This is a genomic window from Rhodococcus sp. 15-649-2-2 (assembly GCF_002258645.1).
GTDB lineage: Bacteria > Actinomycetota > Actinomycetes > Mycobacteriales > Mycobacteriaceae > Rhodococcoides.
In genome coordinates this window covers 136,974-161,432 of record NZ_NPFM01000034.1, presented here as the reverse complement: position 1 = coordinate 161,432, position 24,459 = coordinate 136,974, and the positions used below count along the sequence as shown (strand labels likewise).

At 64.9% G+C, this 24,459-nt stretch carries 14 protein-coding genes; 6 read left to right on the top strand and 8 right to left on the bottom strand.

Annotated features, from left to right (window positions below):
- Positions 1–61 precede the first annotated feature (61 nt).
- The gene (locus CH305_RS26380; protein ID WP_094705506.1) at positions 62–13,780 is read left to right on the top strand and encodes a non-ribosomal peptide synthetase; all 13,719 of its coding nucleotides are present in this window, start codon (positions 62–64) and stop codon (positions 13,778–13,780) included.
- 88 nt (positions 13,781–13,868) lie between these two features.
- On the opposite strand, the gene CH305_RS26375 is transcribed toward CH305_RS26380, so the two are convergent.
- The 8 genes from CH305_RS26375 to CH305_RS26340 form a co-directional block, all read right to left on the bottom strand.
- Positions 13,869–14,786, bottom strand: coding sequence for a triacylglycerol lipase (locus tag CH305_RS26375; protein ID WP_032376625.1), 918 nt, complete (start codon positions 14,784–14,786; stop codon positions 13,869–13,871).
- A 170-nt stretch (positions 14,787–14,956) separates the two neighbouring features.
- Entirely contained in the window at positions 14,957–15,841 is an 885-nt protein-coding gene (locus CH305_RS26370) for a glycosyltransferase family 2 protein (RefSeq protein WP_094705504.1), read from the bottom strand.
- Between the two features lie 72 nt (positions 15,842–15,913).
- The gene (locus tag CH305_RS26365) at positions 15,914–16,768 is read right to left on the bottom strand and encodes an ABC transporter permease (RefSeq protein WP_052057948.1); all 855 of its coding nucleotides are present in this window, start codon (positions 16,766–16,768) and stop codon (positions 15,914–15,916) included.
- Positions 16,769–16,778: 10 nt separating this feature from the next.
- Positions 16,779–17,636 (bottom strand): ABC transporter permease, encoded by an 858-nt coding sequence (locus CH305_RS26360; protein WP_032376627.1) that lies wholly within the window; start codon positions 17,634–17,636, stop codon positions 16,779–16,781.
- A complete protein-coding gene (locus CH305_RS26355; protein ID WP_032376628.1) occupies positions 17,633–18,604 on the bottom strand; it encodes a daunorubicin resistance protein DrrA family ABC transporter ATP-binding protein in 972 nt (323 codons plus the stop codon). Before CH305_RS26355 ends, CH305_RS26360 begins: the two co-directional genes overlap by 4 nt.
- Before the next feature lie 121 nt (positions 18,605–18,725).
- Positions 18,726–19,679, bottom strand: coding sequence for a diiron oxygenase (locus CH305_RS26350; protein WP_032404659.1), 954 nt, complete (start codon positions 19,677–19,679; stop codon positions 18,726–18,728).
- 22 nt (positions 19,680–19,701) lie between these two features.
- On the bottom strand, positions 19,702–20,616 hold the full coding sequence (locus CH305_RS26345; RefSeq protein WP_094705502.1) for a prephenate dehydrogenase dimerization domain-containing protein: 915 nt from the start codon (positions 20,614–20,616) through the stop codon (positions 19,702–19,704).
- A gap of 12 nt (positions 20,617–20,628) precedes the next feature.
- Positions 20,629–21,123 (bottom strand): hotdog fold domain-containing protein, encoded by a 495-nt coding sequence (locus CH305_RS26340; protein WP_094705500.1) that lies wholly within the window; start codon positions 21,121–21,123, stop codon positions 20,629–20,631.
- A gap of 490 nt (positions 21,124–21,613) precedes the next feature.
- Here CH305_RS26340 and rpsJ point away from each other — a divergent pair, with 490 nt between their 5' ends.
- The 5 genes from rpsJ to rplB are packed head-to-tail and all read left to right on the top strand — an operon-like array spanning position 21,614 to position 24,451.
- The gene (gene rpsJ / locus CH305_RS26335) at positions 21,614–21,919 is read left to right on the top strand and encodes a 30S ribosomal protein S10 (RefSeq protein WP_003938093.1); all 306 of its coding nucleotides are present in this window, start codon (positions 21,614–21,616) and stop codon (positions 21,917–21,919) included.
- 14 nt (positions 21,920–21,933) lie between these two features.
- Positions 21,934–22,599 (top strand): 50S ribosomal protein L3, encoded by a 666-nt coding sequence (gene rplC, locus CH305_RS26330; RefSeq protein ID WP_027496309.1) that lies wholly within the window; start codon positions 21,934–21,936, stop codon positions 22,597–22,599.
- The gene (gene rplD, locus CH305_RS26325; protein ID WP_032404662.1) at positions 22,596–23,273 is read left to right on the top strand and encodes a 50S ribosomal protein L4; all 678 of its coding nucleotides are present in this window, start codon (positions 22,596–22,598) and stop codon (positions 23,271–23,273) included. Before rplC ends, rplD begins: the two co-directional genes overlap by 4 nt.
- Entirely contained in the window at positions 23,270–23,575 is a 306-nt protein-coding gene (gene rplW, locus CH305_RS26320) for a 50S ribosomal protein L23 (protein ID WP_008718314.1), read from the top strand. The genes rplD and rplW overlap by 4 nt, the downstream gene beginning before the upstream one ends.
- Before the next feature lie 39 nt (positions 23,576–23,614).
- Positions 23,615–24,451 carry a 50S ribosomal protein L2 gene (rplB, locus tag CH305_RS26315; RefSeq protein WP_008718311.1) on the top strand — a complete coding sequence of 279 codons (837 nt, stop codon included), beginning with the start codon at positions 23,615–23,617 and terminating at the stop codon, positions 24,449–24,451.
- Positions 24,452–24,459 lie beyond the last annotated feature (8 nt).

Sequence of the window (24,459 nt, the reverse complement as noted above, 5' to 3'; positions counted from 1 at the left end):
GCTGGATCGGGCGAGCGGCGGACGCCCGAGTGCCGTTCGAGTGTGAGGAGCACGACAGTTCATGGGTACCGAGACGTCGGGGACAGCAGGAACGACCGGCGGCGGTAACCCGGTGGAGAACGGTTCGCGAGAGCGGGGCCGGGAAACACGAACCAGGGAGCGGCCGGCACGACGTGAGCGTCCCCTGCGCCGTCGACGCCCCCGCACGCCGCTTCTGCCTCAGCTGCTGGCCTCGGCAGTCGAGCTCGGACCCGACTCGGATGCCCTCGTGTTCGACAGCCGAATCTGGACCTACGCCGAGCTCGATGCTCGATCGGCTGCTCTGGCCCGCGTGCTGATCGCGCGTGGCGTCGGTCCCGAGGACTTCGTCGCCCTGTCGATTCCGCGCTCCGACCTGTCCGTCATGGCGCTGTGGGCGGTGGCCAAGACCGGCGCGGCATTCGTGCCGATCGATCCGACCTACCCGGCCGACCGGGTGCGGCACATGGTGTCCGACTCCGGCGTGCTGCTGGGGTTGTCCGTCGGCGCGGTGCGCGACGATCTGCCCGCGGAGGTCGAGTGGCTGGTGATCGACGACAGTGACATGACTCGGCGTCTCGACGAACTGTCCAGCGAGCCCGTCACCGAGGAGGATCGGGTGCGAGCCCTGGAGCCGACGCATCCGGCATACATGATCTACACCTCCGGATCGACCGGTCTGCCGAAGGGCGTCGTCGTCACCCACGCCGGACTGAGCAACTTCTGCGAGGAGCAGATCGATCGCTACTCGCTCACCGAGCAGTCGCGAGTGCTGCACTTCGCATCACCGAGCTTCGACGCGTCCGTACTCGAACTCCTGATGAGCATCGGCCGGGGTTCGACCATGGTCGTCGCCTCTCCGAAGATTCTCGGTGGCGACGATCTGGCTGCGCTCATCCGCGCGCAGAACGTGACTCACGCCTTCATCACCCCAGCAGCATTGGCGTCGGTGAATCCGGCCGACACGGACACCCTGCACACCGTCGTCGTCGGCGGCGAGGCCTGCCCGCCCGAGCTGGCGAACCGATGGGCACAGGGCCGCCGTTTCTTCAACGGGTACGGGCCGACCGAGACGACGATCATGACCAACATCGGCGGGCCGATCGCCGAGAACGAGCGCGTGACGATCGGCGGGCCCATCCGCGGCGTCAGCGCGTATGTGCTCGACGCATCCCTGAACCCGGTTCCCGACGGGGTGGCAGGAGAGCTGTACCTGGCCGGGCCGGGACTTGCCCGCGGCTATCACCAGCGACGTGGACTGACCTCGGATCGCTTCCTCGCCTGTCCGTTCGGCGAGGACGGTGCGCGGATGTACCGCACCGGAGACGTCGTGCGCTGGCGGGTGGTCGAGGGCGAGCGAGTGGTCGAATACATCGGCCGCAACGACTTTCAGGTCAAAATTCGCGGCTTCCGCGTCGAACTCGGTGAGATCGATGCCGTTCTGTCAGCCGACGAGAGCGTCGAATTCGCCGTGACGGTCGGCCGCGAGACACCGTCGAAGTCCACCGCCCTCGTCTCGTACGTACTGCCCGAGGCGACGTCGGAGTTCGACGAGCGAGCACTTCTTTCGGTTGCGGCACAACATCTTCCGCGACACATGGTTCCGTCGATGATCATCGCACTCGACTCGATCCCGTTGACGCCGGTCGGAAAGCTGGATCGGGCCGCGTTGCCCGCTCCGGTCTTCGCCGCGGCAGAGTTCCGTTCCCCGTCGACGCCCTCCGAAATCACCGTCGCGCAGATCTTCGGCGAGCTGCTCGGCATGGACCGAGTCGGTGCCGACGACGACTTCTTCGAACTCGGCGGAAACTCCCTGATCGCAACGCAACTGGCCGCACGTCTCGGAGCTGCGACCGGAACCCGAGTGCCGGCACGCACCGTCTTCGAGTTCTCGACGGTGCAATCCCTCGCCGCCCGTTTGGAGAATGCCTCGTCCGATGGCGACAACGCCGCGAGCCGACCGCAGCCGGTGCTGGCGACGAGGGAGCGGCCCGAGCGGATCCCACTGTCGCTGGCTCAGCGGCGGATGTGGTTCCTCAACCGCTTCGATACCGCGTCGGGAGCGAACAACATCCCGGCCGCCATCGAACTCCGAGGAATTCTCGACGTCCCGGCGCTGTCCTCCGCGATCGACGATGTCGTCGATCGTCACGAATCTCTGCGCACGTACTACCCCGAGGTCGACGGGATCGGGTACCAGATGGTGCGGGACGCGGTCGAGAGTGGAGTCACGCTCGAGATCGAAACGATCGGGGCCGATGCGGTCGCGCGTCGGGTTCAGGAGCTGGCTTTCGCGGGCTTCGATGTGACCCAGCAGGTCCCGGTGCGGTTGCGCCTGTTGCATCTGGGCACCGATCACTACGTCTTCGTGCTGGTGGCCCACCACATCACCGCCGATGGCTCGTCCGTCGCACCGATGGTGCGAGACATCATGACCGCCTACGCCGCTCGCAGCGCGGGGACTGCACCCGGCTGGGAACCACTGGCAGTGCAGTATGCCGATTACACGCTGTGGCAGCACGAGGTGCTCGGATCCGACGACGATCCCGACTCCGTTGCGCACCAGCAGATTTCGTTCTGGAAGGACAACCTCGAGGGGTTGCCGGATCAGCTCGACCTGCCGACCGACCGTAGCCGTCCACTCGATCCGTCCGGAGTCGGTCGGGTACTCGGATTCGACATCGACGCGGCGTCGACGGCGGCGATCGGGCGTCTGGCTCGCGAGCACGGGGCCACCCCGTTCATGGTGGTACACGCCGCTTTCGCGGTGCTCCTCGCCCGCTTGTCCGATTCCCCAGACGTCGTCGTCGGATCGCCGATCGCCGGTCGAGGTGAGCAGGCGCTCGACGACGTGATCGGAATGTTCGTCAACACCCTCGTTCTGCGCACCGCGGTCGACGCGTCCCGCACATTCTCGGACCTGCTTTCCCAGGTTCGCGAAGCCGATCTACAGGCATTCGCGCACGCCGACCTTCCGTTCGAGCGTTTGGTCGAGGTGCTCGACCCCGTTCGCTCCGGCGACCGCCACCCGCTGTTCCAGGTGGCTCTGTTCTTCCAGAACCAGCCCACAGGCACACTCGAGCTGCCGGAGCTGACGGTCTCCCCGCTGGACTTCGGTGAGGTGGTCGCGAAGTTCGACCTGCAACTGGTCCTGGAGGATCGCGCCGCAGGTACCGAGGAGCACGCGCTCGCGGGCACGTTCACCTATGCGGCGGATCTGTTCGACGAGGCGACGGTACGTGGAATCGCACACCGCTTCGTCCTGCTGCTCGCTCGACTCGTCGATGCGCCGACACTTCCGGTCGGCGATGTGGATCTGCTCGACGCCGCCGAGCGGGCACTGTCCACCGAACATGCTGCCGTCGATGCAGTCGCGGTGCCGGACCGATCGATCCTGGACGCCTACGTGCGACAGGTATCCGTGACACCCGATTCGCCGGCGGTGACGTTCGAGGACGTCACCCTGACCTACGCGGAGTTCGACCACCGAGTCAATGCGCTTGCGCGGCATCTGATCTCGCGCGGTGTCGGCCCCGAGGTGCTCGTCGCCGTGTCCATCAGGCGCTCGATCGACCTGCTGGTGGCGATCTACGCCGTAGTTCGAGCGGGCGGCGCCTACGTGCCGATCGATCCTGATCTCCCGAGCGAACGCCGAGCCCACATCCTCGGCACGGCGGCGCCGTTGTGTCTGCTCACCAGCGCCGCCGACATCGAACCCGACGAGACCAGCGGGCACGAGACGGTGCCGGAGTCCATCGCGATCGACACCCTCGACCCGGCGCTCGACGGTTCTCCTCTGCGCGCGAACGAGGTGCGCCCCCTGCACACAGCCAGTCCCGCCTACGTCATCTTCACCTCCGGCTCGACCGGAAACCCCAAGGGCGTCGCGGTGTCCCACCGCGCGGTCGAGAACCAGCTGGCGTGGATGACGGCACAGTACGAAGTGGCGGACACCGACGTCTATTTCCAGAAGACCGCAACCACCTTCGACGTGTCGGTGTGGGGCTTCTTCTTGCCGCTGCGTACCGGGGGCCGCATCGTTCTCGCGACGCCGGACGGGCATCGCGATCCCGAGTACATCTCGGCCTCGATCGCCCGGCACGGGGTGACACTCACGGACTTCGTGCCGTCCATGCTCACCGTGTTCGCTGCGCACGCACGCACCGCCGAATGCGCCACACTGCGCGACATCTTCGTCATCGGTGAGGCGTTGCCGCCGGAGACCGTGACCGATTTCGGTCGCGTCAGCACTGCTCGCGTCCACAATCTCTACGGGCCTACCGAGGCCGCGGTGTCGGTGACTCAGCATCGCGCGGAGCCGGATTCGCGTGGTTCGATACCCATCGGTGTCGCCGAATGGAACGTCGGCGCACTGGTACTCGACCGACGCCTTCACCCTGTGCCGGCAGGTGTGCAGGGCGAGCTGTATCTGGTCGGCGACCAACTCGCTCGGGGCTACGTCGCCCGTCCGGATCTGACATCGGACCGGTTCGTCGCCGACGTGAGCGGTTCCGGCACTCGGATGTATCGAACCGGCGACCTGGTTCGCCGTCGACCCGACGGCGTGCTCGACTACATCGGGCGCAGCGATTTCCAGGTCAAGTTCCGCGGCCAGCGCATCGAACTCGGTGACATCGAGTCTGCGCTGCTCACCTCTGCCGATGTCAGCCAGGCCGTCGTGCTGGTGGTGCCGACGGCCACCGGTGATCAGCTCGTGGCCTACGTGGTGCCGACGGTCGGTGCCGCACCCGATCGTGCATCTGTGACCGAGTTCGCCAAGAACTTGTTGCCCGCGTATATGATTCCGAGTGCCGTCGTTGTCCTCGGCGAACTGCCGTTGAACTCGAGCGGCAAGTTGGACCGTCGCGCACTACCGTCCCCGTCGATCGATACCCGGCAGTACCGGGCACCGTCGACACCGGTGGAGGAGATCGTCGCGGCTTCGTTCGGCGATGTTCTGGGTGTCGAGCGCGTCGGACTCGACGACGATTTCTTCGATCTGGGCGGGAACTCTCTCATCGCAACCCGCCTCGTCGCACGAGTGGGGGTTGCCGCCGGATGGCGCGTTCCGGTTCGAGCGCTGTTCGAGGCCTCCACTGTCGCCGCCTTCGCTGCGGCGGTCTCGGCGTTGTCGTCCGAGCGATCCGTTCCGAAGCTCGAGCCGGTCGAGCGTCCGGCGGAGATCCCGCTGTCGTATGCACAGCAGCGGATGTGGTTCCTCAACCAGTTCGACACCACCTCGGCCGCCGACAATCTGCCGTTGGCGATTTCGCTGACCGGTGATCTGGATGTGGCTGCGCTACAGGGTGCGGTATCCGACATCGTGCATCGACACGAGTCGCTGCGGACGCTGTATCCCGAAACCGATGGTCGGGCACGGCAATCGGTGGTGACCGACGGCATCGAGGTACCCGATCTCACGCCCATTGCCGTCGCGCCGAACGAACTCCTCGCGGTTCTGACCGACGCCATGAGCATGCCGTTCGATGTGACGATCCAGGTACCGCTGAGAGCGTGGCTCTACCGGCTGGGTGAGCGCGAGCACGTACTGGCCGTGGTGGTGCACCACATCAGCGGTGACGCATTCTCGATGGGGCCGCTCGCGCGGGATCTTGCGGTGGCGTATTCGGCTCGCACGGCGGGATCCGCCCCGGGCTGGTCGGATCTGGCCGTGCAGTATGCGGACTACACCCTGTGGCAGCGTCGCGTACTGGGCGAGGAGACCGACCCGGAGTCGGTGCTCTCGAAGCAGTTGGACTTCTGGACTCGGACGCTGGCCGGAATTCCCGATCGAGTGGATCTACCCACGGACCGACCTCGTCCACCGGTGATCAGCAACAGGGGAGCGGCGGCTCGTTTCGAGATCGACGCCTCGCTGCACGCCTCCCTCGGCCGGGTCGCACGCGAGAGTGGTTCGACGCTGTTCATGGTGGTCCACGCAGCGCTCGCCGTGCTGTTGGCACGATTGGCGGCCACCGACGACGTCGTGATCGGTACGCCGATCGCAGGCCGTGGGGACGCCGCCCTCGACGACCTCGTCGGGATGTTCGTCAACACGCTCGTGCTGCGGACCGACGTGCAGCCGAGCAGCCGGTTCGCGACCGTTCTGAACACCGTGCGGCACGCGGACCTCGAGGCCTTCGCGCATGCCGATGTGCCGTTCGAGCGTCTGGTGGAACAGCTGAACCCCGAACGTTCGCAGTCTCGGCACCCCCTGTTCCAGATTGCGCTCTCGTTCCAGAACCCGGCTACGAGTTCTCTGACGCTGCCCGATCTGACGATCGCCGGTGTCGACATCGAGGACACCAGCGCAAAGTTCGACATGCAGTTCACGCTGTCCGAACAAGCCCGGCCCGACGGCACCGCCGACGGCATGGCAGGCGTGATCACCTACGCCACAGACTTGTTCGATGCCGACACCGTCGACGAGATCTCGGCGCGGCTCGTACGGGTGCTGGCCGCCGTTGCGGCCGATCCCGAGACGGTGGTGGGCGATATCGAGTTGTCGGCACCCAGCGAGGTGCAGGATCTGCTGCACGGGCCGGTGGGAACCGTCGCCCCACGAACCCTTGCGGATCTGATGGCCGATGCCGTCGCGGCGAACCCGGACGGAACTGCACTGGCGCAGGGCGGCAACCAGGTGACCTATCGCGAGCTCGACGAGACGTCCGCCGCCATCGCGGAGATTCTGCGGGGTCGCGGTGTCGGACCCGGCACCGCAGTGGCTGTCGCCACCCGCCGCGGCATCTCGTCGGTGACCGCAGTGTGGGCTGTGACTGCATCCGGCGCGGCCTTCGTGCCCGTCGATCCCGACTACCCGGACGATCGAGTTCGCTTCATGCTCAGCGACTCCGGCGTACGGATCGGGCTCACGACATCGGATGTCGTCGACTCACTGCCGACCGAGGTGGACTGGATCGTCGTCGACGCACTCGCGCAGTCGAACACCCCAGTGGTGCAGACTGATTCGGTCGACCGTGCGCAGACCGACGACGCCGCGTACGTCATCTACACCTCCGGCTCCACCGGAAAGCCCAAGGGCGTGGTGGTCACGCATCGCGGCCTGGCCAACTTCGCGGCCGAGCAGAGAGAGCGATACAGGCTGACCGAGCAATCCCGCGCGCTTCACTTCGCGTCGCCCAGTTTCGACGCGTCTGTTCTCGAACTGCTTCTCGCGGTTGCCTCCGCGTCCACCCTGGTGATCGCGCCACCGCGCACATACGGCGGCGGCGAGCTGGAGGCGCTGATCACGCGGGAGTCGGTAACGCACACGTTCCTGACTCCGACGGTTCTGGCCTCGATCGATCCCGACGCGGTGACCGGTCTCGAGGTCGTGATCGCCGGCGGCGAGCAGTGCTCGCCGGAGCTGGTGCAGCGCTGGTCCACTCACGTTCGGTTCTTCAACGGCTACGGCCCGACCGAGACCACCATCATGACCAACATCAGCGACGCTCTGAGCCCCGGCGACCTGTTGTCCATCGGCGGGCCCATCCGGGGAATGGCATCGTACGTCCTGGATTCACGCCTGCGCCCGGTACCGCTCGGCGTCACCGGCGAGCTCTACCTCGCCGGTGTGCAGCTCTCCCGGGGATATCTCCGGCGGCACGGGCTGACGGCCGAGCGTTTCGTCGCGAATCCTTTCGGCGACGCCGGAGACCGGATGTACCGAACAGGTGACGTCGTACGCTGGCGAAAGAGCAACGGCAGCAACGTGATCGAGTACGTGGGCCGCTCGGACTTCCAGGTCAAGATCCGCGGATTCCGCATCGAGCTCGGTGAGATCGACTCCGTCGTCGCCACCTACCCGGGCGTCGACTTCGTGGCCACCCTCGGACGGACGCTTGCCTCCGGCGGCACCGCCCTCGTGTCCTACGTGCGTTTACAGCCGGGAGCTCACATCGACGCCGCCGACGTTCGTGAGCACGTCGGTGAATCTCTTCCTGCACACATGGTGCCCTCGGCCGTCGTCGTGGTGGACGAAGTGCCGCTGACCCCGGTGGGCAAACTCGACCGAAACGCGTTGCCGGAACCGGTGTTCGAGACCACTGCAGGTCGCGAACCGTCCACCGAGACCGAGCGCGCCCTGAGCGAGGTGTTCGCGGAAGTACTCGGTGTCGACACCGTGGGCGTGGACGACTCGTTCTTCGCCCTCGGCGGTGACAGCATCGTGTCCATCCAGCTGGTCTCGCGCGCTCGGGCCCGGGGCCTGAACTTCGGACCGCGGGACGTGTTCGAGCTCAGAACCGTTGCCGCACTGGCCGAGATCGTGGAATCCGGTGCCGCCGAGGTACTCGAGGAACTTCCCGGCGGCGGAGTGGGGACGATTCCGCTGACCCCGGCCGTCGGCTTCATGGTCGAGCGCGCCGGTGGCTTCGATCGGTTCACCCAGAACCTCGCTCTCGAGCTTCCTGCCGGCATCACCGAGAGCCAGATAGTCGCCACCCTCACCGCCGTGATCGATCGCCACGACATGTTGCGCGCGGTACTGCAACGCGACGTCGACGGTGCGTGGGTGTTGCGCACGCGCGAGCACGGCAGTGTCGATGTCGCAGCGGCCGTCACTCGCACGGCCGTCGATGCGGCCCTCGATGACGAGGATCGTCTGAACCTCGCGGCGACAGCACTCGAGGGTGCGCTGAGTCGGCTGGACCCGGCGGCCGGACGAGTCGTCGAGTTCGCCTGGCTCGATCCGACATCACCGTCTGGACAAGGAACCGACGACACGGGCAGGCTCATCGTCGCTGCCCACCACCTCGTCGTCGACGGCGTGTCCTGGCGCATCATCGTTCCCGATCTGATTTCGGCCTGGCTGCAGGTGTCTGCCGGGTCGGTGCCGACGCTCGATGCGGTCGGCACGTCGTTCCGGCGGTGGGCGCACGCACTGGTCGACAACGCGGGTTCCGATGTTCGCCGAGCCGAATTGCCCTACTGGACTTCGGTTCTGGACCGGATCGAGGTGCCCGTCGGTACGCGCCCCTTCGATCCCGCGGTGGACTTGGCATCGACTGTGCGCAAGGTGCACATCGAGGTGGACGAGGCTACGACCGAGGCCGTGACGACGGCTGTCCCCACTGCCTTCAACGCCGGTGTCGACGACGTTCTCCTCGCCGCACTCTCGCTCGCCGTGGCCCGCTGGCGTGACGAGCGGGGCACGGGGTCCTCGTCGGTTCTGATCAGACTCGAGGGTCACGGTCGCGAGGAGTCGCTGGCCCCAGGGGCCGATCTGTCCCGTACGGTCGGCTGGTTCACCGGCATCTACCCCGTTCGACTCGAACTCGAGACCATCGACGTGGGCGACGCCTACTCGGGTGGCATCGCTGCCGGTGCCGTCGTGAAGTCGGTCAAGGAGCAGTTGCGATCGATTCCGGACAAGGGGCTGGGCTACGGATTGCTGCGGTACATGGGCGACCCGGCGTTCGCACCACCCTCGGCAGCGCACGCGCAGATCAGCTTCAACTACCTGGGCCGAGTGTCGGCGGCCGACATACCCGAGGGCATGGAGAAGGTCGGGTGGATTCCGGCCGGCGACCTCGGTGACCTCACCGGGACGCCCGACGCGGACGCCCCCGCCATGGCTCCGATCGACATCAACGCCGTTGTGGTCGGTGGACGCCTCACCGCAGATTTCGGCTTCCCGACGACCCTGTTGTCGGAGTCCGACGTTCACGCCTTGGCCGAGCACTGGCGAGATGCGCTGACGTCCATCGTCGAGCACGGCCGACACGACGGTGCCGGAGGTCTGACCCCGTCGGATCTGCCGCTCGTGCAGCTGACTCAGCGCGACATCGAGCGGGTAGAGGCGCAGCTGCCGTCGGTCCGCGACATCTGGCCGCTGTCGCCGCTGCAGAACGGACTGCTGTTCCACGCGTCGATCTCCGAGGCCACGACCGACGTGTACACCACGCAGATCCAGCTGCACCTCGGCGGCGACGTCGACGCGGAGCGGCTGCACCTAGCGGCGGATCGGATTCTCGAACGGTATTCCAACCTGCGCACCGCATACCTGCGCGACGAGACCGGCAATGCCGTACAGGTCGTCGTCGAGTCGGTTCGCGTGCCGTGGCGAACAATCGATCTCACCGTTGCCGAACATGATTCGACGTCTGCGGACGAGTTGCTGAGTGCTGAACAAGCGCTCGGATTCGATATGACCGCGCCGCCGCTGATCAGGTTCTTGTTGATCCGCACGGCCGCCGATCGGTGGACGCTCGGCGTGACCAGCCACCACATTCTGCTCGACGGCTGGTCGATGCCCATCTTGATGAAGGATCTGCTGGTCCTGTACGCGACCCGCGGCGAGACATCCGTTCTGCCGAGGGTCCGTCCTTACCGCAATTTCCTCGCGTGGCTGTCCACGCGTGACCTCGACGACTCGCTGGACGCGTGGCGACGGGCGTTCGCGGGACTGGACGACCCGACGCTGATCTCGCAGCACGGCTCCGCGGATTCCGGCTCTCCTGCTGTAGCCGAGAAGAGATTCGTCCTCAGCGGTGCGGACGCCGCTCGGTTGTCGGACCGCGCGTCGGAACTGGGCGTCACGATGAACACTCTGGTTCAGGTGGCGTGGGGAGTTCTGCTCTCGCGCTTGCTGACTCGCGACGATGTCGTGTTCGGAACCACGGTGTCCGGTCGTCCGGCGGAGCTCGACGGCATCGAATCGATGGTCGGTCTGTTCATCAACACCGTTCCGGTCCGATTCACCCAGGACGCGAACTCGAGCATCGAGGATCTGGTGCACCGCACGCAGAGGGAGCAGGCGGAACTTCTCGATCATCATTACGTGGGTCTCACCGATATCCAGCAGGCGGTCGGCTCGGGAGCAGTGTTCGACACCCTGGTGGTGTTCGAGTCGTACCCGATCGACAAGTCCGGTTTGTCCGCGGCGAGCTCGATCGACGGGATGAGCGTCCTCGGTGTCGACACCAAGGACGCAACTCACTACCCGTTGACCCTGGTGGTCGTAGCCGACGCCGAGATCACCTTCACGCTGAAGTATCGAGCCGATCTGGTCGACGCCGACGCCGCGGAATCGATGACGACGAGATTTGCCCGGGTACTGGACTCCGTCGCCGACGGATCGAACGGAGCCGACAAGGCCCGTTCCATCGACATTCTCGACGGTGCCGAGCGGACGGAGGTGCTGCAGACCTGGAACGGTGTGACGGAAACCGTTGCAGCCGAGCTCGATTCCGAGGCGGGGGACGAGTCGCTGATCTCCCTGTTCGAGAAGCAGGTATCGGCCGCACCCGACGCTGTCGCCGTGGTCTTCGGTGACGAACGCGTGACCTACCGCGAGCTCGACGTACGAGCCGAGAAGCTGGTCGGCACGCTCGTCGACACCGGTGCGGGACGGGAAACCTTGGTTGCCATAGCGCTTCCCCGCGGTATCGAGCTGATCGTCGGCTTGCTGGCCGTACTGAAGTCCGGTGCCGGCTACCTCCCCGTCGACACGTCGCTGCCGCTCGACCGGGCGCGCTTCATGATCGAGGATGCACGTCCGACGTGTGTACTGACGGACCGCGACGGCGGGGCGTCGTACGCCGAATTCGGTGTGCCGGTCATCGCGTGGGAGGGTGCGGGTGCGACCGAGCAGTCTTCGGTGACCCGACCCGATACGGCGCGCAGTGGTGCCGATCTCGCGTACGTCATCTACACCTCCGGGTCCACCGGCACGCCGAAAGGCGTTGCGATACCCAACGAGAACGTCGTACGGCTGTTCCGCAACACCGATCGGACATTCGACTTCGGACCGAGTGACGTGTGGACGATGTTCCACTCGTTCGCGTTCGACTTCTCCGTGTGGGAGATCTGGGGACCGTTGTTGCACGGCGGCACTCTGGTGGTGGTGGATCATGCCACGTCCCGGTCGCCTCGGGAGTTCGTCGAGCTCGTGGCGCGCGAGGGCGTGACGATGCTCAGCCAGACGCCATCGGCGTTCTATCAGTTCGTCGATGCCGAGCGGGCCGCGTCGTCGTCTCCGACGTCGTTGCGGCACATCGTGTTCGGCGGCGAGGCCCTTGACCCGAGCAAGCTCACCGGATGGTTCGACGCGCACGGAGTCGATGCGCCGCTTCTGAGCAACATGTACGGGATCACCGAGACCACGGTGCACGTGACACATCATGAGGTCCGTGGTGTCGACGAGAACGTCCGACACCCGATCGGGACCGCGATCGACGGCCTCGGAACCTACGTCCTCGATCAGGGTCTGCGTCCAGTGCCGGTCGGAGTGGTGGGCGAGGTCTATGTCTTCGGAGTGCAGCTCGCGCGCGGGTACCTTGGACGTGCAGGACTGACGGTAGGACGATTCGTCGCGAATCCGTTCCAGGGCGTCGGCGCGCGTATGTACCGCACCGGCGATCTGGCGCAGTGGACGCCGCAGGGCACCCTCGACTATGTCGGTCGGGCGGACTCGCAGGTGCAATTGCGTGGCTTCAGGATCGAGCTCGGCGAGGTCGAAGCAGCGCTTCGGTCCGCGCCCGGTGTGGCGCAGGCTGTCGCCATCGTCCGCGAGGACGAGCACCTCGGATCCCGACTCGTCGGATACGTGGTGCCCGACGACGGGTCCGTGGATCTCGATCATGTGCGCGGGCACGCCGCGCAGAGCCTGGCGTCGTACATGGTTCCCGACGCCCTGATGGTCCTCGAGTCGTTGCCGTTGACGGTCAACGGCAAGCTCGATCGTCGCGCACTACCGGACCCGCAGGTGCGCCGGATCGAGTTTCGTGCGCCGACCACAGATCTCGAAGCGGATGTGGCGGCCTCGGTGGCCGACGTGCTCGGGCTCGACGACGTCGGGCTCGACGACAGATTCTTCGAGCTGGGCGGTAATTCGTTGCTCGCTGCGAAGCTCGCGGCTCGGATCCGATCGCGGTGCGGGTCGGCGGTGCAGGTGCAGTGGGTCTTGACCGAGCCCACCGTCGAGCTGCTCGCGTGTCGGATCCACGAGGCGGCGGGTTCGGCAGCGGGCGGTGCTGCCGCAGATCCGCTGGCGGCGATACTTCCCATCCGAGCCGGTGGCGACCGTCCGGCGTTGTTCTGTATTCATCCGATGATCGGGCTGGCGTGGAACTATGCCGCGTTGGCCGAGACCACTGCACCGGGACGCCCCATCTACGGCGTGCAGCTTCCGCAGTTGCGCGACGCATCGGACTCGATGCGCACCATGGTGGAGCAGGCCGAGTTGTACGCACGGGAGATCGTTCGCGTGCAGCCGACCGGACCCATCCATCTTCTGGGGTGGTCCTTCGGTGGCGTCCTTGCTCACGCGGTAGCTGTTGCACTGCGAGCTGCCGGTCACGAAGTCGGCGTCGTAGCGATGCTCGACAGTCTCCCCACCGTCGACGAGGCGGTGTTCGCCGAAGAGTTCGCGGACAATCTGCGCGCGCTCGGGATCGGTGGGGCGGGGGAGCTCACCGACTTGCGCAGCGAGGCCACTCGCCGGCAGGTCGTCGATCTCGTGCTGGCCGAACTGGACATGTTCGACGAGCTACAGGTGTCGACGCTGTACGAGGACGCTCTCGCGAGCGCGACGAAGATCAACGGCTACTCGCCGGTGGCACTCGAGGGAGATCTGCTGTTCTTCTCAGCAGTCCGAGATCACCCGTCCGCAGGCGACGCGGCGCTGCTCTGGTCGCCGTACGTAGGCGGCACCATCGAGAACGTCGATGTCGAGGCCACGCACGCGAACATGACTTCAGCAGAGTCGCTGGTGGTGGTCGGACGGGCACTCGACACAGCGATGGACGCCGCCGAGCGGTGAATGTCGGTCGAGCCGGAGGCCGTGATGGGCGGCCCCGGAGTCGACTTGCGCCGTAGGACCGTGGGGTCCGAGCGACCGGACCGTCAGGTCAGCAGGGTGCGGTGTGAGTCGAGGCGTATTCGGGATCGAGTGCGGAGAGCACCATGTAATTCGGTGCCGGATCCGTGACGAGCCCGACGTGAGTAGTGGTTGCGGCAGGGCAGACGTCCTGGACCCATACGTTGTGCACCGACTCCGTGTCACCGGTACGAAGAAAGGTCTGCTCCGGGGGCGTCGAGATCGTGTCGTCCCGAGTGGCGATCACCGTGTAGTCGACGCCGGGAAGGGCGTCACCGCCGGCATTGAGATTGACCAGTACCGGCGAACCCACCAATTGCTGGGCTCCGGCCATGTTCCAGGTCAACGGTGTGATCGCGTCACCGGGAAGTCCCAATGAGGCGACCAGCTTCGCCAATTCCTGCAGTCCGCCGAATGTCGTGCCGTGGTTGGTGGCACCCAGGGTGACGAGGCTGTGGACCTTGTTTCGTGAAGGGTCGGCGGGATCGGTACCACCGTCGAACTTCATGTACTGCCGAGCTACGATTCCGCCCTGCGAGTGTCCGACGATGTCGACCTGTGAGGCACCGGTCCCGGTGAGAACTCGATCGATGAAACCGCCGATCTCACGCGCCGATTCGGGAATGTCGCCCGAGCCCCACACGACCTTGCCGGGCTCGAACAGCAGGCCGACTGCACCGTAATTGGGTGCGAACACGCAGTAGCCCTGTTCGATGAGCTGCGGAGCCAGAACGGTCCATGTCGTGGCATCCATCTTGGTGCCGTGGATCAACACGACAGGTCGTGGATGTTCGGGGCTGGGAACGCAGCCGAAGTCGTTGGTCCCCTCCACGGTAGGAAACTGCGTGGGGGCAGGATCGGCGGAGGCGATGGCTTGTCCGGAGAGGGTCACGGCGAAGATTGCCGCGAGCGCACAGAGAATTCGCGCGGCTCGTGTTGTAATCGCCATGGCCTCTTTCGGGTTCAGCTCACCGCGTCGGACGACGTCGGCGATAGCATGTGGTTGACACAACCGTAACATTCATAGTGCGAGTACCCTTTTGGGCAATTGCAGAACTACTGGTCCGCGAGTTGTGCTCGATCCCCACTGTGACGATGCTCACAGATAAGCCCGATTTGCTACCAGCTGAACGCTCGGTATTCGACGCCAGCGCGCAGTTCCCCGACGCGGATGTACAGGGCACGCAGCCAGTGCCCTCGCGACAGGTTCGTCAGCGATGTGGGGAACAGTGGATTGCGCAGGATCAACACACCCCACCTGAGTAGTACGGTCCGAATGCTCAGTGGAGGGCAACCGAGTGGGCGGTACACACCGATGAGCTTCGTGGTGCCGTAACCGGCCCGGTACGACTGGCGCAGAAGCGGTCGGAGTCGGTCGCGAAGACGGTAGGAGACCTTCGGCTCCGCATCGAAGCAAAAACTGTGACCCGCCAGCTGTGCGCGCCAACTGAACTCCACGTCCTGGCTGGCTGCGAACTGGTTGTCCATGCCGCCGAGAGCGCGATAGACCTCCGCGCGACACGCCATGCTGGCACCGATCGCGAACGGGCGAAACGAAGTTCGACCTTGTTGTTCCGGAGCAGGGCCGGTCGTCCACGACAGCGCCCGTTCGTCGTTGAGCGTCGACGTCTCGACTGCGGTACCGACCACATCGTAATTCGTCGCCAGCCGGGCGAGGCTGTTCAACCAGTCGGGATGCACCACGTCATCGGCGTCGCAAAAGGCGAGCAGCTCACCGGTCGCCGCTTCGGCTCCACGATTGCGAGCATGCGCGGCCCCCTTCGCCTGGGAAGCGTCGACGTACAGGATCGACACGCCCTCACGGACTTCGCATGTTTCGAGGTACTTCCGAAGCTCGGCGCAGTCGGAATTGTCTGCAACGACGACCTGGAACTCATTGGAAAAATCCTGCGTTGCAAGAGCCCTCAGCTGTGCCTCGAGATGTCGATCGAACGAGCCGACAGGAATGATCACCGATACGGTGGGCACGCTCGAAGAGGTCACGGCGGTTCACGGTACGCAAGGACGTGGCCCGAGCGGAAGAGGCCGGTCCGAATGCGGTCGTGCGTCTGTTCGTCAGCCGTCCGAAGATGCCTTCTTGTAACCGCGGATTGCCGGTATCAGAAACACGACTGCCATTCCGAGCGACCACGCCAGAGTTTGCAACACCGGGGTCAGGACGGGACCACCCATAGCCAGATTCCGCATTGCGTTGACTGCAACGGACATAGGTTGCGCCGCAACCACCGGTTGGAGCCAGAGCGGATAGGCGAGAACGGGGACGAATCCCGCATTGAAGAACATCAACAGGGTGCAGAAGATCGATACCAGTTCGACCAGTGGTGCGTCTCCGGCGACCGTGGCCAGGAATGTCACCATCACCGCGAACCCGATACCGAACACCACCGGAATCAGGATCAACAAGATGCCGGCCTGAATTCCCTGGGTGAATCTGAACCCCATCGCGACACCGGCACAGACGATGACGCAGGTGGTGACGAGCACTCGAACTGCTTCGGCGATCATTCTGCCCAGCAGGCCGGCGGCGCGGTGAGTGGGTGTCGTCCAGAACCTGGACAACAAGCCTGACTTCCGCTCGCCCTTGAGACCGACAGCGCTGACGATGGACCCGAACATGGCTCCGACAAGAGCGATCATCGGCACCTGACCGTAGATCGCCGGCGCTCCGGTGGCCGCGGAAATCGAGTTGCCGAGTACGACACGGAACATGACCAACATCAACGCGGGGTACAGCAACGCTTGAATCATCGTCGACGGATCGCGCATCCATCGCATCAACAGTCGCTTGGCCTGGATCAGACTGTGGGTCCAGAGTGCACGAACAGACCTTTCGCCCAGGACCATGTTGGGTTCGGGGAAGGTCAGGCTGGACACGCGGGTTGTGTTCACCGACGCTTCGGACATTGTCATCTCGGCCTCGTCACTCTGGCCTGGAGCTCGCCCAGATGGCGAGCGGTACGAAGAACACGATCAAGCCGGCCACCCATGCGAGCGACGGCCACAACACCTGGAAGCTGACTCCGCCTTCGGCCATGTCGCGCATTGCGAAGGAGAACTGCGAGATCGGCTGGTTGCGTACGAACGGTCGGATGAGTTCTGGGAAGCCACTTTCCGGAACGAACCCGCACGAGGCCATACCGAGAATGAGCTGGGGGAGGGTCAATACCTGGCTGGTGGCTTCCGGACTCTTCGACAGCGTCCCGATCGCATCGGCACCGATCGACAACGTGGTGCTGATCAACATGGCGAGTGCACAGAACAACAGGGCCTGACCGAATCCTGCAGTGAAGCGAAAACCGATGACGTAACCGAAACCGAGGGCCGATACCAACGACACCAACGAACGGACCACACCGCTCGAGATCCGTGCCACCAGTGGGACACCACGTACGACGGGCATCGTCTTCAAACGAGAATTGAGTCCGCTCATCGCCTCCGTCGAGGCTCTCTGGGCGGCGGAAATTGCGGTGAAGGCCATAGCCTGCAGCACGATGATCGGCATCAGGAACTGCGCGTAGTTGATGCCCTGTAGGCCCATCACGAACTTCAACGGCAGGTAGAAGCCGATGGTGAAGATCAGCGGAGCGATGACCGCGATCAGCAGCTCGCCCTTGGTGAGCATCGTCCACAGAGCACGTCCGGTCAGCGCCTGCCACTGGACGAATCCGGACGGCCGCGTTCGTGACCGCCGCTTCGGCTGCTGTGTGGTGGAGCCGGCACCGGTCCGCTCGACAAACCTCGAGTGTGTTTTGGGTAAGCCCCGCGTCGTGGCCGTCATGAGCTCGAGCTCGTCTGCGAGTGCCCGGTGAGCGTGAGGAACACGTCGTCCAGCGAGGGTCGTCGCAGTGCGATGTCGGCCAACACGATTCCCTCCGCGTCGACGCGGCGCAGGATCTCGGACAGCGTCGCTGCGCCGTCGGGTGCAGGCACCGAGAGCCGGTCGGATGTAGCGGTGATCTCGGCGTGTACCGCAGCAGGGACCATGTCGCCCAATGCCTGCGCGGCCGCTCGGAGCTGACCGGGATCGAGCGGCACCACTTCGCAGTAGCTGCCACCGGTCATGGCCTTGAGCTGATCGGACGTGCCCTCCGCGATCACGGTGCCCTTGTCGATGACGATGATGTTGTCGCTGAGGACGTCCGCTTCTTCGAGGTACTGCGTCGTCAACAGCACGGTGATGCCCTGTGCTTTGAGTGCTTCGACCAGTGACCACACGCCCTGGCGGCTGCGCGGGTCGAGTCCGGTGGTCGGCTCGTCCAGGAACACGACCTCCGGCCGCACGACCAATCCGCACGCGATGTCGATGCGGCGACGCATGCCGCCGGAGTACCCACGGACGGGCCGCTTGCCGGTATCCGAGAGGTCGAATTCGTCGAGCAGAGCCTTGGCGCGCGCCTTGGCAGCCTTCTTGTCCAGACCCATCAGGCGGCCGAACAACTCGATGTTCTCGCGGCCCGACAGGGTGTCGTCGAGAGCCGCATACTGTCCGGTCATCATGATCGAGCGTCGTACTGCAGGGGCGTCCGCGGCAACGTCGTGTCCCGCGACGAAAGCTCTGCCTCTGTCCGGTGCGATCAGGGTCGATAGCACCTTGACGGTGGTCGTCTTTCCGGCACCGTTGGGACCGAGAATGCCCAGGACGGTCCCGCGCTCGGCGGAGAAGCTGATGCCGCGCAGCGCATGCACATCACCGAAGGACTTGTGTACGTCCTCCACGTGTACGGCTGCGTGTTGAGCTGACGACATCGAATCTCCGAGCTGTCGGGGTGAATGGTGGGGCAGGACCCCGTGGAGTCGAGGGCCACTACTTGATACCGGAATTCCCCGAGAATGTTACCTGCGGGTCGACGCCGGGTGACCTCCGCAGTCAGCCCCAATCGATATCGATACTGTCCTCGACGTCGAGCTTCCGGCACAGAGACCGAAGCCCGCTGTAGTCCTGAACCAGAGCGCGGCGACTCTTGTCCTGTTCGACGTCCGCCAGCATCTCGTCGGCACCGCGGATGCCCTCGAGCTCGAGAATGCGTCGCCAGGTGGAGAAATCGCTGCTCGAGAACGCATCCATGCCGTCGACGAGACCGTCGAGGAACTTCTGTCGGTCGTTGGCTCCGAGTCGATCGAAGACGATCGCGGCCATGTCGTCGGCGATCGACGCATGGCAGTACTCGTCGCGATTGTGCAGTTTCACGGTCGCCCGATTGATGGGCTGGATGACGTCGTCGTCCTCGATCAGGTCCAAGTAGGACGTGATGGAGATCTCCGCAACCGTCATGAATGCCAGTGAGCTGATCGCAGCGGACCACGAGTCGTCGCTGGTTGCCTGCGCAGTACGTTGCCGACGCACCGTCGAGCTGAAGGGCAGGGAACGCTCCGACAGCGCCCACCCACGCCCTCGCCGCGTGGCTGCGCTCGCGTTCAGGTGCATCAGCGTGTGGTACTGCTCGTCCACCATCGCCTGGGTCACCGCGACCGCGAGGGTGTCGCCCATTCCGGTCTCGAACACGTCCTGCGCCAGAAGCGCGAAACCTGGGTGGACGACGTGCTGCTCGACATCCATCACGTTCTTGTTGAACGCGATCCAACCCCAGGCTCGGAGGCGATCCTTCTGCTCGGGGGTGGCACCGGTGAAGGTGTCGTGCTCGCCGAAGGGTATGAGGGCGTCGGGAAAATCCTGTTTGGACGTGTCGAACAGGTCGTCGAGCTCGGGTTCGGGCTTCTTCACTGTCGCGCGCTGCGCCCAGTTCTTGGCCAACCGCGAGACGACCGCACTCTCCACGACATCGTCGGAGTCGAACTCCGGCAACGACGGCTGTTCCAGCATTGCGTGCCTCGCCTCCGCGCTGTTACCAGCGGTCATCGGTTCTACTACTGCCTCGAACGATACCGAACATCTCCGCACACACTGCTCGATAGTGATCGCCGCTTCCGCCCAGCGCGGACTCTGCCTCGGTCAACAGTCGCGCGAACTGGGTCTCGGAACCGGAATCGACCGCCTCGTTCAGTGTTTGCGTGGCGCGGCGCAGTGCCGCTCTGGCCTCGGCGGCATGCGGATTGCCTGCTTGTACGTCCCAATAGACCTCGGGTTCGCCGCCCGTGATGCGAGCGAGCACCGCCAGCATCGTTGCGTGTGGGGGAGGTGCAACGGCAGCGATGTCCCCGAACGGCAGGTCGAGTTCGGCCAGGGCCAACCCGAACGCCAGCACACTGGCGTGCGTCAGAGCCTGCGTCGCGGCGGCGAGGCGATCGTGGCGTGCGGCGTCGAGAAGAACGACTCGGCCACCCCACCGTGCGACCCTGTCGAGAAAGGCGTCCGCGGATGGGCCTTCGCGGTGCACGACGGCGGCCACCGGGCGGCCGGCCATTCCCAGCGACGGGGCGAACATCGGATTGATTCCGACGGTGGGACCGAGGCGGTCGGTGGCATCCACGTGGCGCGCGAATCCGGATTTCACCGACAAGGTCTCCACCACCAGTGCTTCGGGCTGCACGGCCGAGAGGTCTGCTGCCAACGCCACGGATTCGGGCACCGCCAGAATCACCGTCGCAGCACGTGTCAGTACCGAAGTGAGCCGGTCGTCGGGCGCGATGATGTTTCCGACCGTGACCGGCGAGGCTGCGTCGGAGCTCTCGTGCACGTCGACGACCGTCACGGGTACGCCATCGCCGCGCATCAGGTCGACGATCAGGCGGCCGACGGCCCCTGACCCGCCGACCACGACCACCGAGTCATCGGACTTTGACTGCCGAACCGTGTTCATCGTTCGAGTATGTCAACGGGCCGCGGCGGAAACCCAGATCGTGATGTCTGCGTGCACCACCTCGACGCCGGCGGTGTCTCTGATCGAGACCGGCACGACGACTTCGAGTCCGTCGGTCACGGCGGAGAAGTCGGGAATCGGATCGAGTTGTGCGACGGCACGGAGTGAGGTGGTTGCTTTCGTCAGGTATCGGACGTTCATCGATTTGGGGATCCAACGGTGCGAGGTCGGCACCGTCGCCTCGGCGAGCATGCCCATCGCAACCTCGGCGAGGTTGCATGCGGCGATGGCGTGGAAGGTTCCCAGGTGGTTCCGAATTCCGAACCATTTCGGAGCCGTCACCTCGCAGCGACCCGGTTCGAGGGCCACCACCCGCGGCAGCACGGAAGCGAAGTAGGGGACCCGGAGACACATGCCGAAGGAGAACACGGCGGACCCGATAGTGTTGTTGGGAAGCTTCGACCAGGCGCGATAGGTTGCGCCCGTGGTGCTCTGGACTGAGGTCATGGCGCTACCTTACTGCTCGGTAAGGTAGCGCGACGACGATCGACGGACCCCGAGTTGATCTGTCGCCCGGACTGCGGCATACTGGTCGGGTTGCCTGGACACGGGACGCGCTTGCGTGCGGCCTGAACCAGGTGAGTCGGCTGCAGAGCCGGCTGAGCAAGACATGAGACCAGCGCTCCACGTGAGCGCGTCCGGAACACCAGCTCGATTGGTGCGGGTTTCGTTCGGTACGGATGGTTGAAGCGAAAGTTTCAGCGCAGACGAATGAGCGGAATCACGACACGCCCGACCGCGTGGACCGGAGAACCATGACAGATGAAGAGCGGCAACGGATGCAGGCCACGCCTGGGTCGTCAACGTTTTTCACTGTCGTGTGTGCACGAAGGCAGTTCGGGTCGGTGGGTTCCACCGGCTCGGGGACTGTGCAGACGAGGTGGAGCAGGCCGAACGGCCGGTTCTACGACCAAGCGGCAAGAAAAGGACACTAAGCGTGGCGGGACAAAAGATCCGCATCAGGCTCAAGGCCTACGACCATGAGGCGATCGACGCGTCAGCGCGCAAGATCGTCGAAACGGTCACCCGTACGGGTGCCCGCGTCGTCGGACCGGTGCCGTTGCCGACAGAAAAGAACGTGTACTGCGTCATCCGTTCGCCGCACAAGTACAAGGACTCGCGCGAACACTTCGAGATGCGTACTCACAAGCGGCTCATTGACATCCTCGACCCGACACCGAAGACGGTGGACGCGCTCATGCGCATCGACCTCCCGGCCAGTGTCGACGTCAACATCCAGTGAGCGCGGAGACAACGATGACTGATAACAAGAACCGGCCTGCGACAGGAATTCTGGGCACCAAGCTCGGAATGACCCAGGTCTTCGACGAGAACAACCGCGTCGTTCCGGTGACCGTGATCAAGGCAGGCCCCAATGTGGTCACCCAGATCCGCACCCAGGAACGTGACGGCTACAGCGCCGTCCAGGTCGCATTCGGTGCGATCGATCCGCGCAAGGTGAACAAGCCCACCACCGGCCAGTTCGAGAAGGCAGGTGTCACGCCGCGTCGCCACATCGTGGAGATCCGCGTTGCCGACGCCTCGCAGTTCGAGGTCGGCCAGGAGCTCACCGCTGCAGTGTTCGAGGACGGCGCATACGTCGACGTCACCGGCACCAGCAAGGGCAAGGGCTTCGCCGGAACCATGAAGCGTCACGGCTTCAAGGGTCAGGGCGCGAGCCACGGTGCACAGGCTGTGCACCGTCGCCCCGGATCCATCGGTGGCTGCGCAACTCCGGGCCGCGTGTTCAAGGGAATGCGCATGTCCGGACGTATGGGTGGCGATCGCGTAACCACGCAGAACCTCTCGGTCCACAAGGTGGACAGCGAAAACGGTCTGCTGCTGATCAAGGGAGCTATCCCGGGCCGTCGCGGCAACGTCGTGATCGTCAAGTCTGCATTGAAGGGTGGTGCACGGGCATGACCAGCCTCGACAAGAAGACCGAAACCAACTTGACGCTGGACGTCAAAGAGGTCGGTGGCAAGACCAACGGAACCGTCGATCTGCCGTCGGCGATCTTCGACGCACCCGCGAACATCGCGCTCCTCCACCAGGTCGTCATTGCGCAGCTCGCAGCGGCACGCCAGGGAACGCACTCCACGAAGACTCGTGGCGAGGTTCGCGGCGGTGGCAAGAAGCCGTACCGCCAGAAGGGAACCGGCCGCGCCCGTCAGGGTTCGACCCGCGCTCCTCAGTTCGTCGGCGGTGGCACGGTCCACGGACCGCAGCCGCGCGACTACAGCCAGCGGACTCCCAAGAAGATGAAGGCAGCCGCATTGCGCGGTGCCCTCTCCGATCGGGCTCGCAGCGAGCGGATCCACGTGATTACCGAACTGGTTGCCGGACAAATTCCATCCACCAAGGGTGCGAAGACGTTCCTCGCCGAGCTCTCGGACCGCAAGAAGGTCCTGCTCGTCGTCGGACGCGAAGACACCGCAGCGTGGAAGAGCGTCCAGAACCTGGACGGCGTGCACCCCATCGCACCCGACCAGCTCAACACGTACGACGTGCTCAACGCCGATGACGTCATTTTCAGCGTGGAAGCGCTGAACACCTTCATCGCTGGGCCTGCAAAGAACGAGGAGGCAAGCAAGTGACCACGATCGCCGATCCCCGCGACATCTTGCTGGCACCGGTCATCTCCGAGAAGTCCTACGGACTGATCGAAGACGGCACGTACACGTTCCTGGTGCACCCGGACTCGAACAAGACGCAGATCAAGATTGCCGTCGAGAAGATCTTCGACGTCACCGTGACCAGCGTCAACACGATGAACCGTCAGGGCAAGCGTAAGCGGACCCGGTTCGGTTACGGCAAGCGCAAGGACACCAAGCGCGCGCTCGTAACGCTCTCCGCCGACAGCAAGCCCATCGAGATCTTCGGAGGTCCGGTCGCGTAAGCGACTGGGACTCTTCGGATATAGAGGACGAGAAGACTCATGGCAATCCGTAAATACAAGCCGACAACCCCGGGCCGTCGTGGCTCCAGCGTGTCCGATTTCGCTGAGATCACGCGTTCGACCCCCGAGAAGTCGCTGATCCGCCCGCTGCACGGTCGCGGTGGACGTAACGCACACGGTCGCATCACCACCCGGCACAAGGGTGGCGGTCACAAGCGTGCGTACCGTCTCATCGATTTCCGTCGCAACGACAAGGACGGCGTGCCGGCCAAGGTCGCTCACATCGAGTACGACCCCAACCGCACCGCGAACATCGCACTGCTGCACTTCGCAGACGGCGAGAAGCGCTACATCGTCGCACCCAAGGGCATCGCCCAGGGATCGCCGATCGAGCAGGGTGCCAATGCCGACATCAAGCCCGGCAACAACCTGCCCCTGCGCAACATCCCGACGGGTACGACCATCCACGCGGTCGAACTCCGTCCGGGTGGTGGCGCAAAGATGGCCCGCTCCGCTGGAGCGAGCATTCAGCTGCTCGGCAAGGAAGGCCCCTACGCCACGCTGCGTATGCCGTCCGGTGAGATCCGTCGCGTCGACGTGCGCTGCCGCGCAACCGTCGGCGAGGTCGGCAACGCCGAGCAGTCGAACATCAACTGGGGCAAGGCCGGCCGCATGCGCTGGAAGGGCAAGCGCCCGACCGTTCGTGGTGTCGTGATGAACCCGGTCGACCACCCGCACGGTGGCGGCGAGGGCAAGACCTCCGGTGGACGCCACCCGGTCAGCCCGTGGGGACAGCCGGAAGGCCGTACCCGCAAGAACAAGGCGAGCGACAAGCTGATTGTCCGTCGTCGTCGTACCGGCAAGAACAAGCGCTAGGAGGGAGT

What these genes read in the sequence shown, in the direction of transcription:
- rplB (WP_008718311.1), top strand. Translation starts at nt 23,615, where the DNA reads ATGGCAATCCGTAAATACAAGCCGACAACCCCGGGCCGTCGTGGCTCC.
- CH305_RS26360 (WP_032376627.1), bottom strand. Translation starts at nt 17,636, where the DNA reads ATGACGGCCACGACGCGGGGCTTACCCAAAACACACTCGAGGTTTGTC.
- CH305_RS26340 (WP_094705500.1), bottom strand. Translation starts at nt 21,123, where the DNA reads ATGACCTCAGTCCAGAGCACCACGGGCGCAACCTATCGCGCCTGGTCG.
- CH305_RS26380 (WP_094705506.1), top strand. Translation starts at nt 62, where the DNA reads ATGGGTACCGAGACGTCGGGGACAGCAGGAACGACCGGCGGCGGTAAC.
- CH305_RS26365 (WP_052057948.1), bottom strand. Translation starts at nt 16,768, where the DNA reads ATGACAATGTCCGAAGCGTCGGTGAACACAACCCGCGTGTCCAGCCTG.
- CH305_RS26350 (WP_032404659.1), bottom strand. Translation starts at nt 19,679, where the DNA reads ATGCTGGAACAGCCGTCGTTGCCGGAGTTCGACTCCGACGATGTCGTG.
- CH305_RS26375 (WP_032376625.1), bottom strand. Translation starts at nt 14,786, where the DNA reads ATGGCGATTACAACACGAGCCGCGCGAATTCTCTGTGCGCTCGCGGCA.
- CH305_RS26345 (WP_094705502.1), bottom strand. Translation starts at nt 20,616, where the DNA reads ATGAACACGGTTCGGCAGTCAAAGTCCGATGACTCGGTGGTCGTGGTC.
- CH305_RS26355 (WP_032376628.1), bottom strand. Translation starts at nt 18,604, where the DNA reads ATGTCGTCAGCTCAACACGCAGCCGTACACGTGGAGGACGTACACAAG.
- rplD (WP_032404662.1), top strand. Translation starts at nt 22,596, where the DNA reads ATGACCAGCCTCGACAAGAAGACCGAAACCAACTTGACGCTGGACGTC.
- rplC (WP_027496309.1), top strand. Translation starts at nt 21,934, where the DNA reads ATGACTGATAACAAGAACCGGCCTGCGACAGGAATTCTGGGCACCAAG.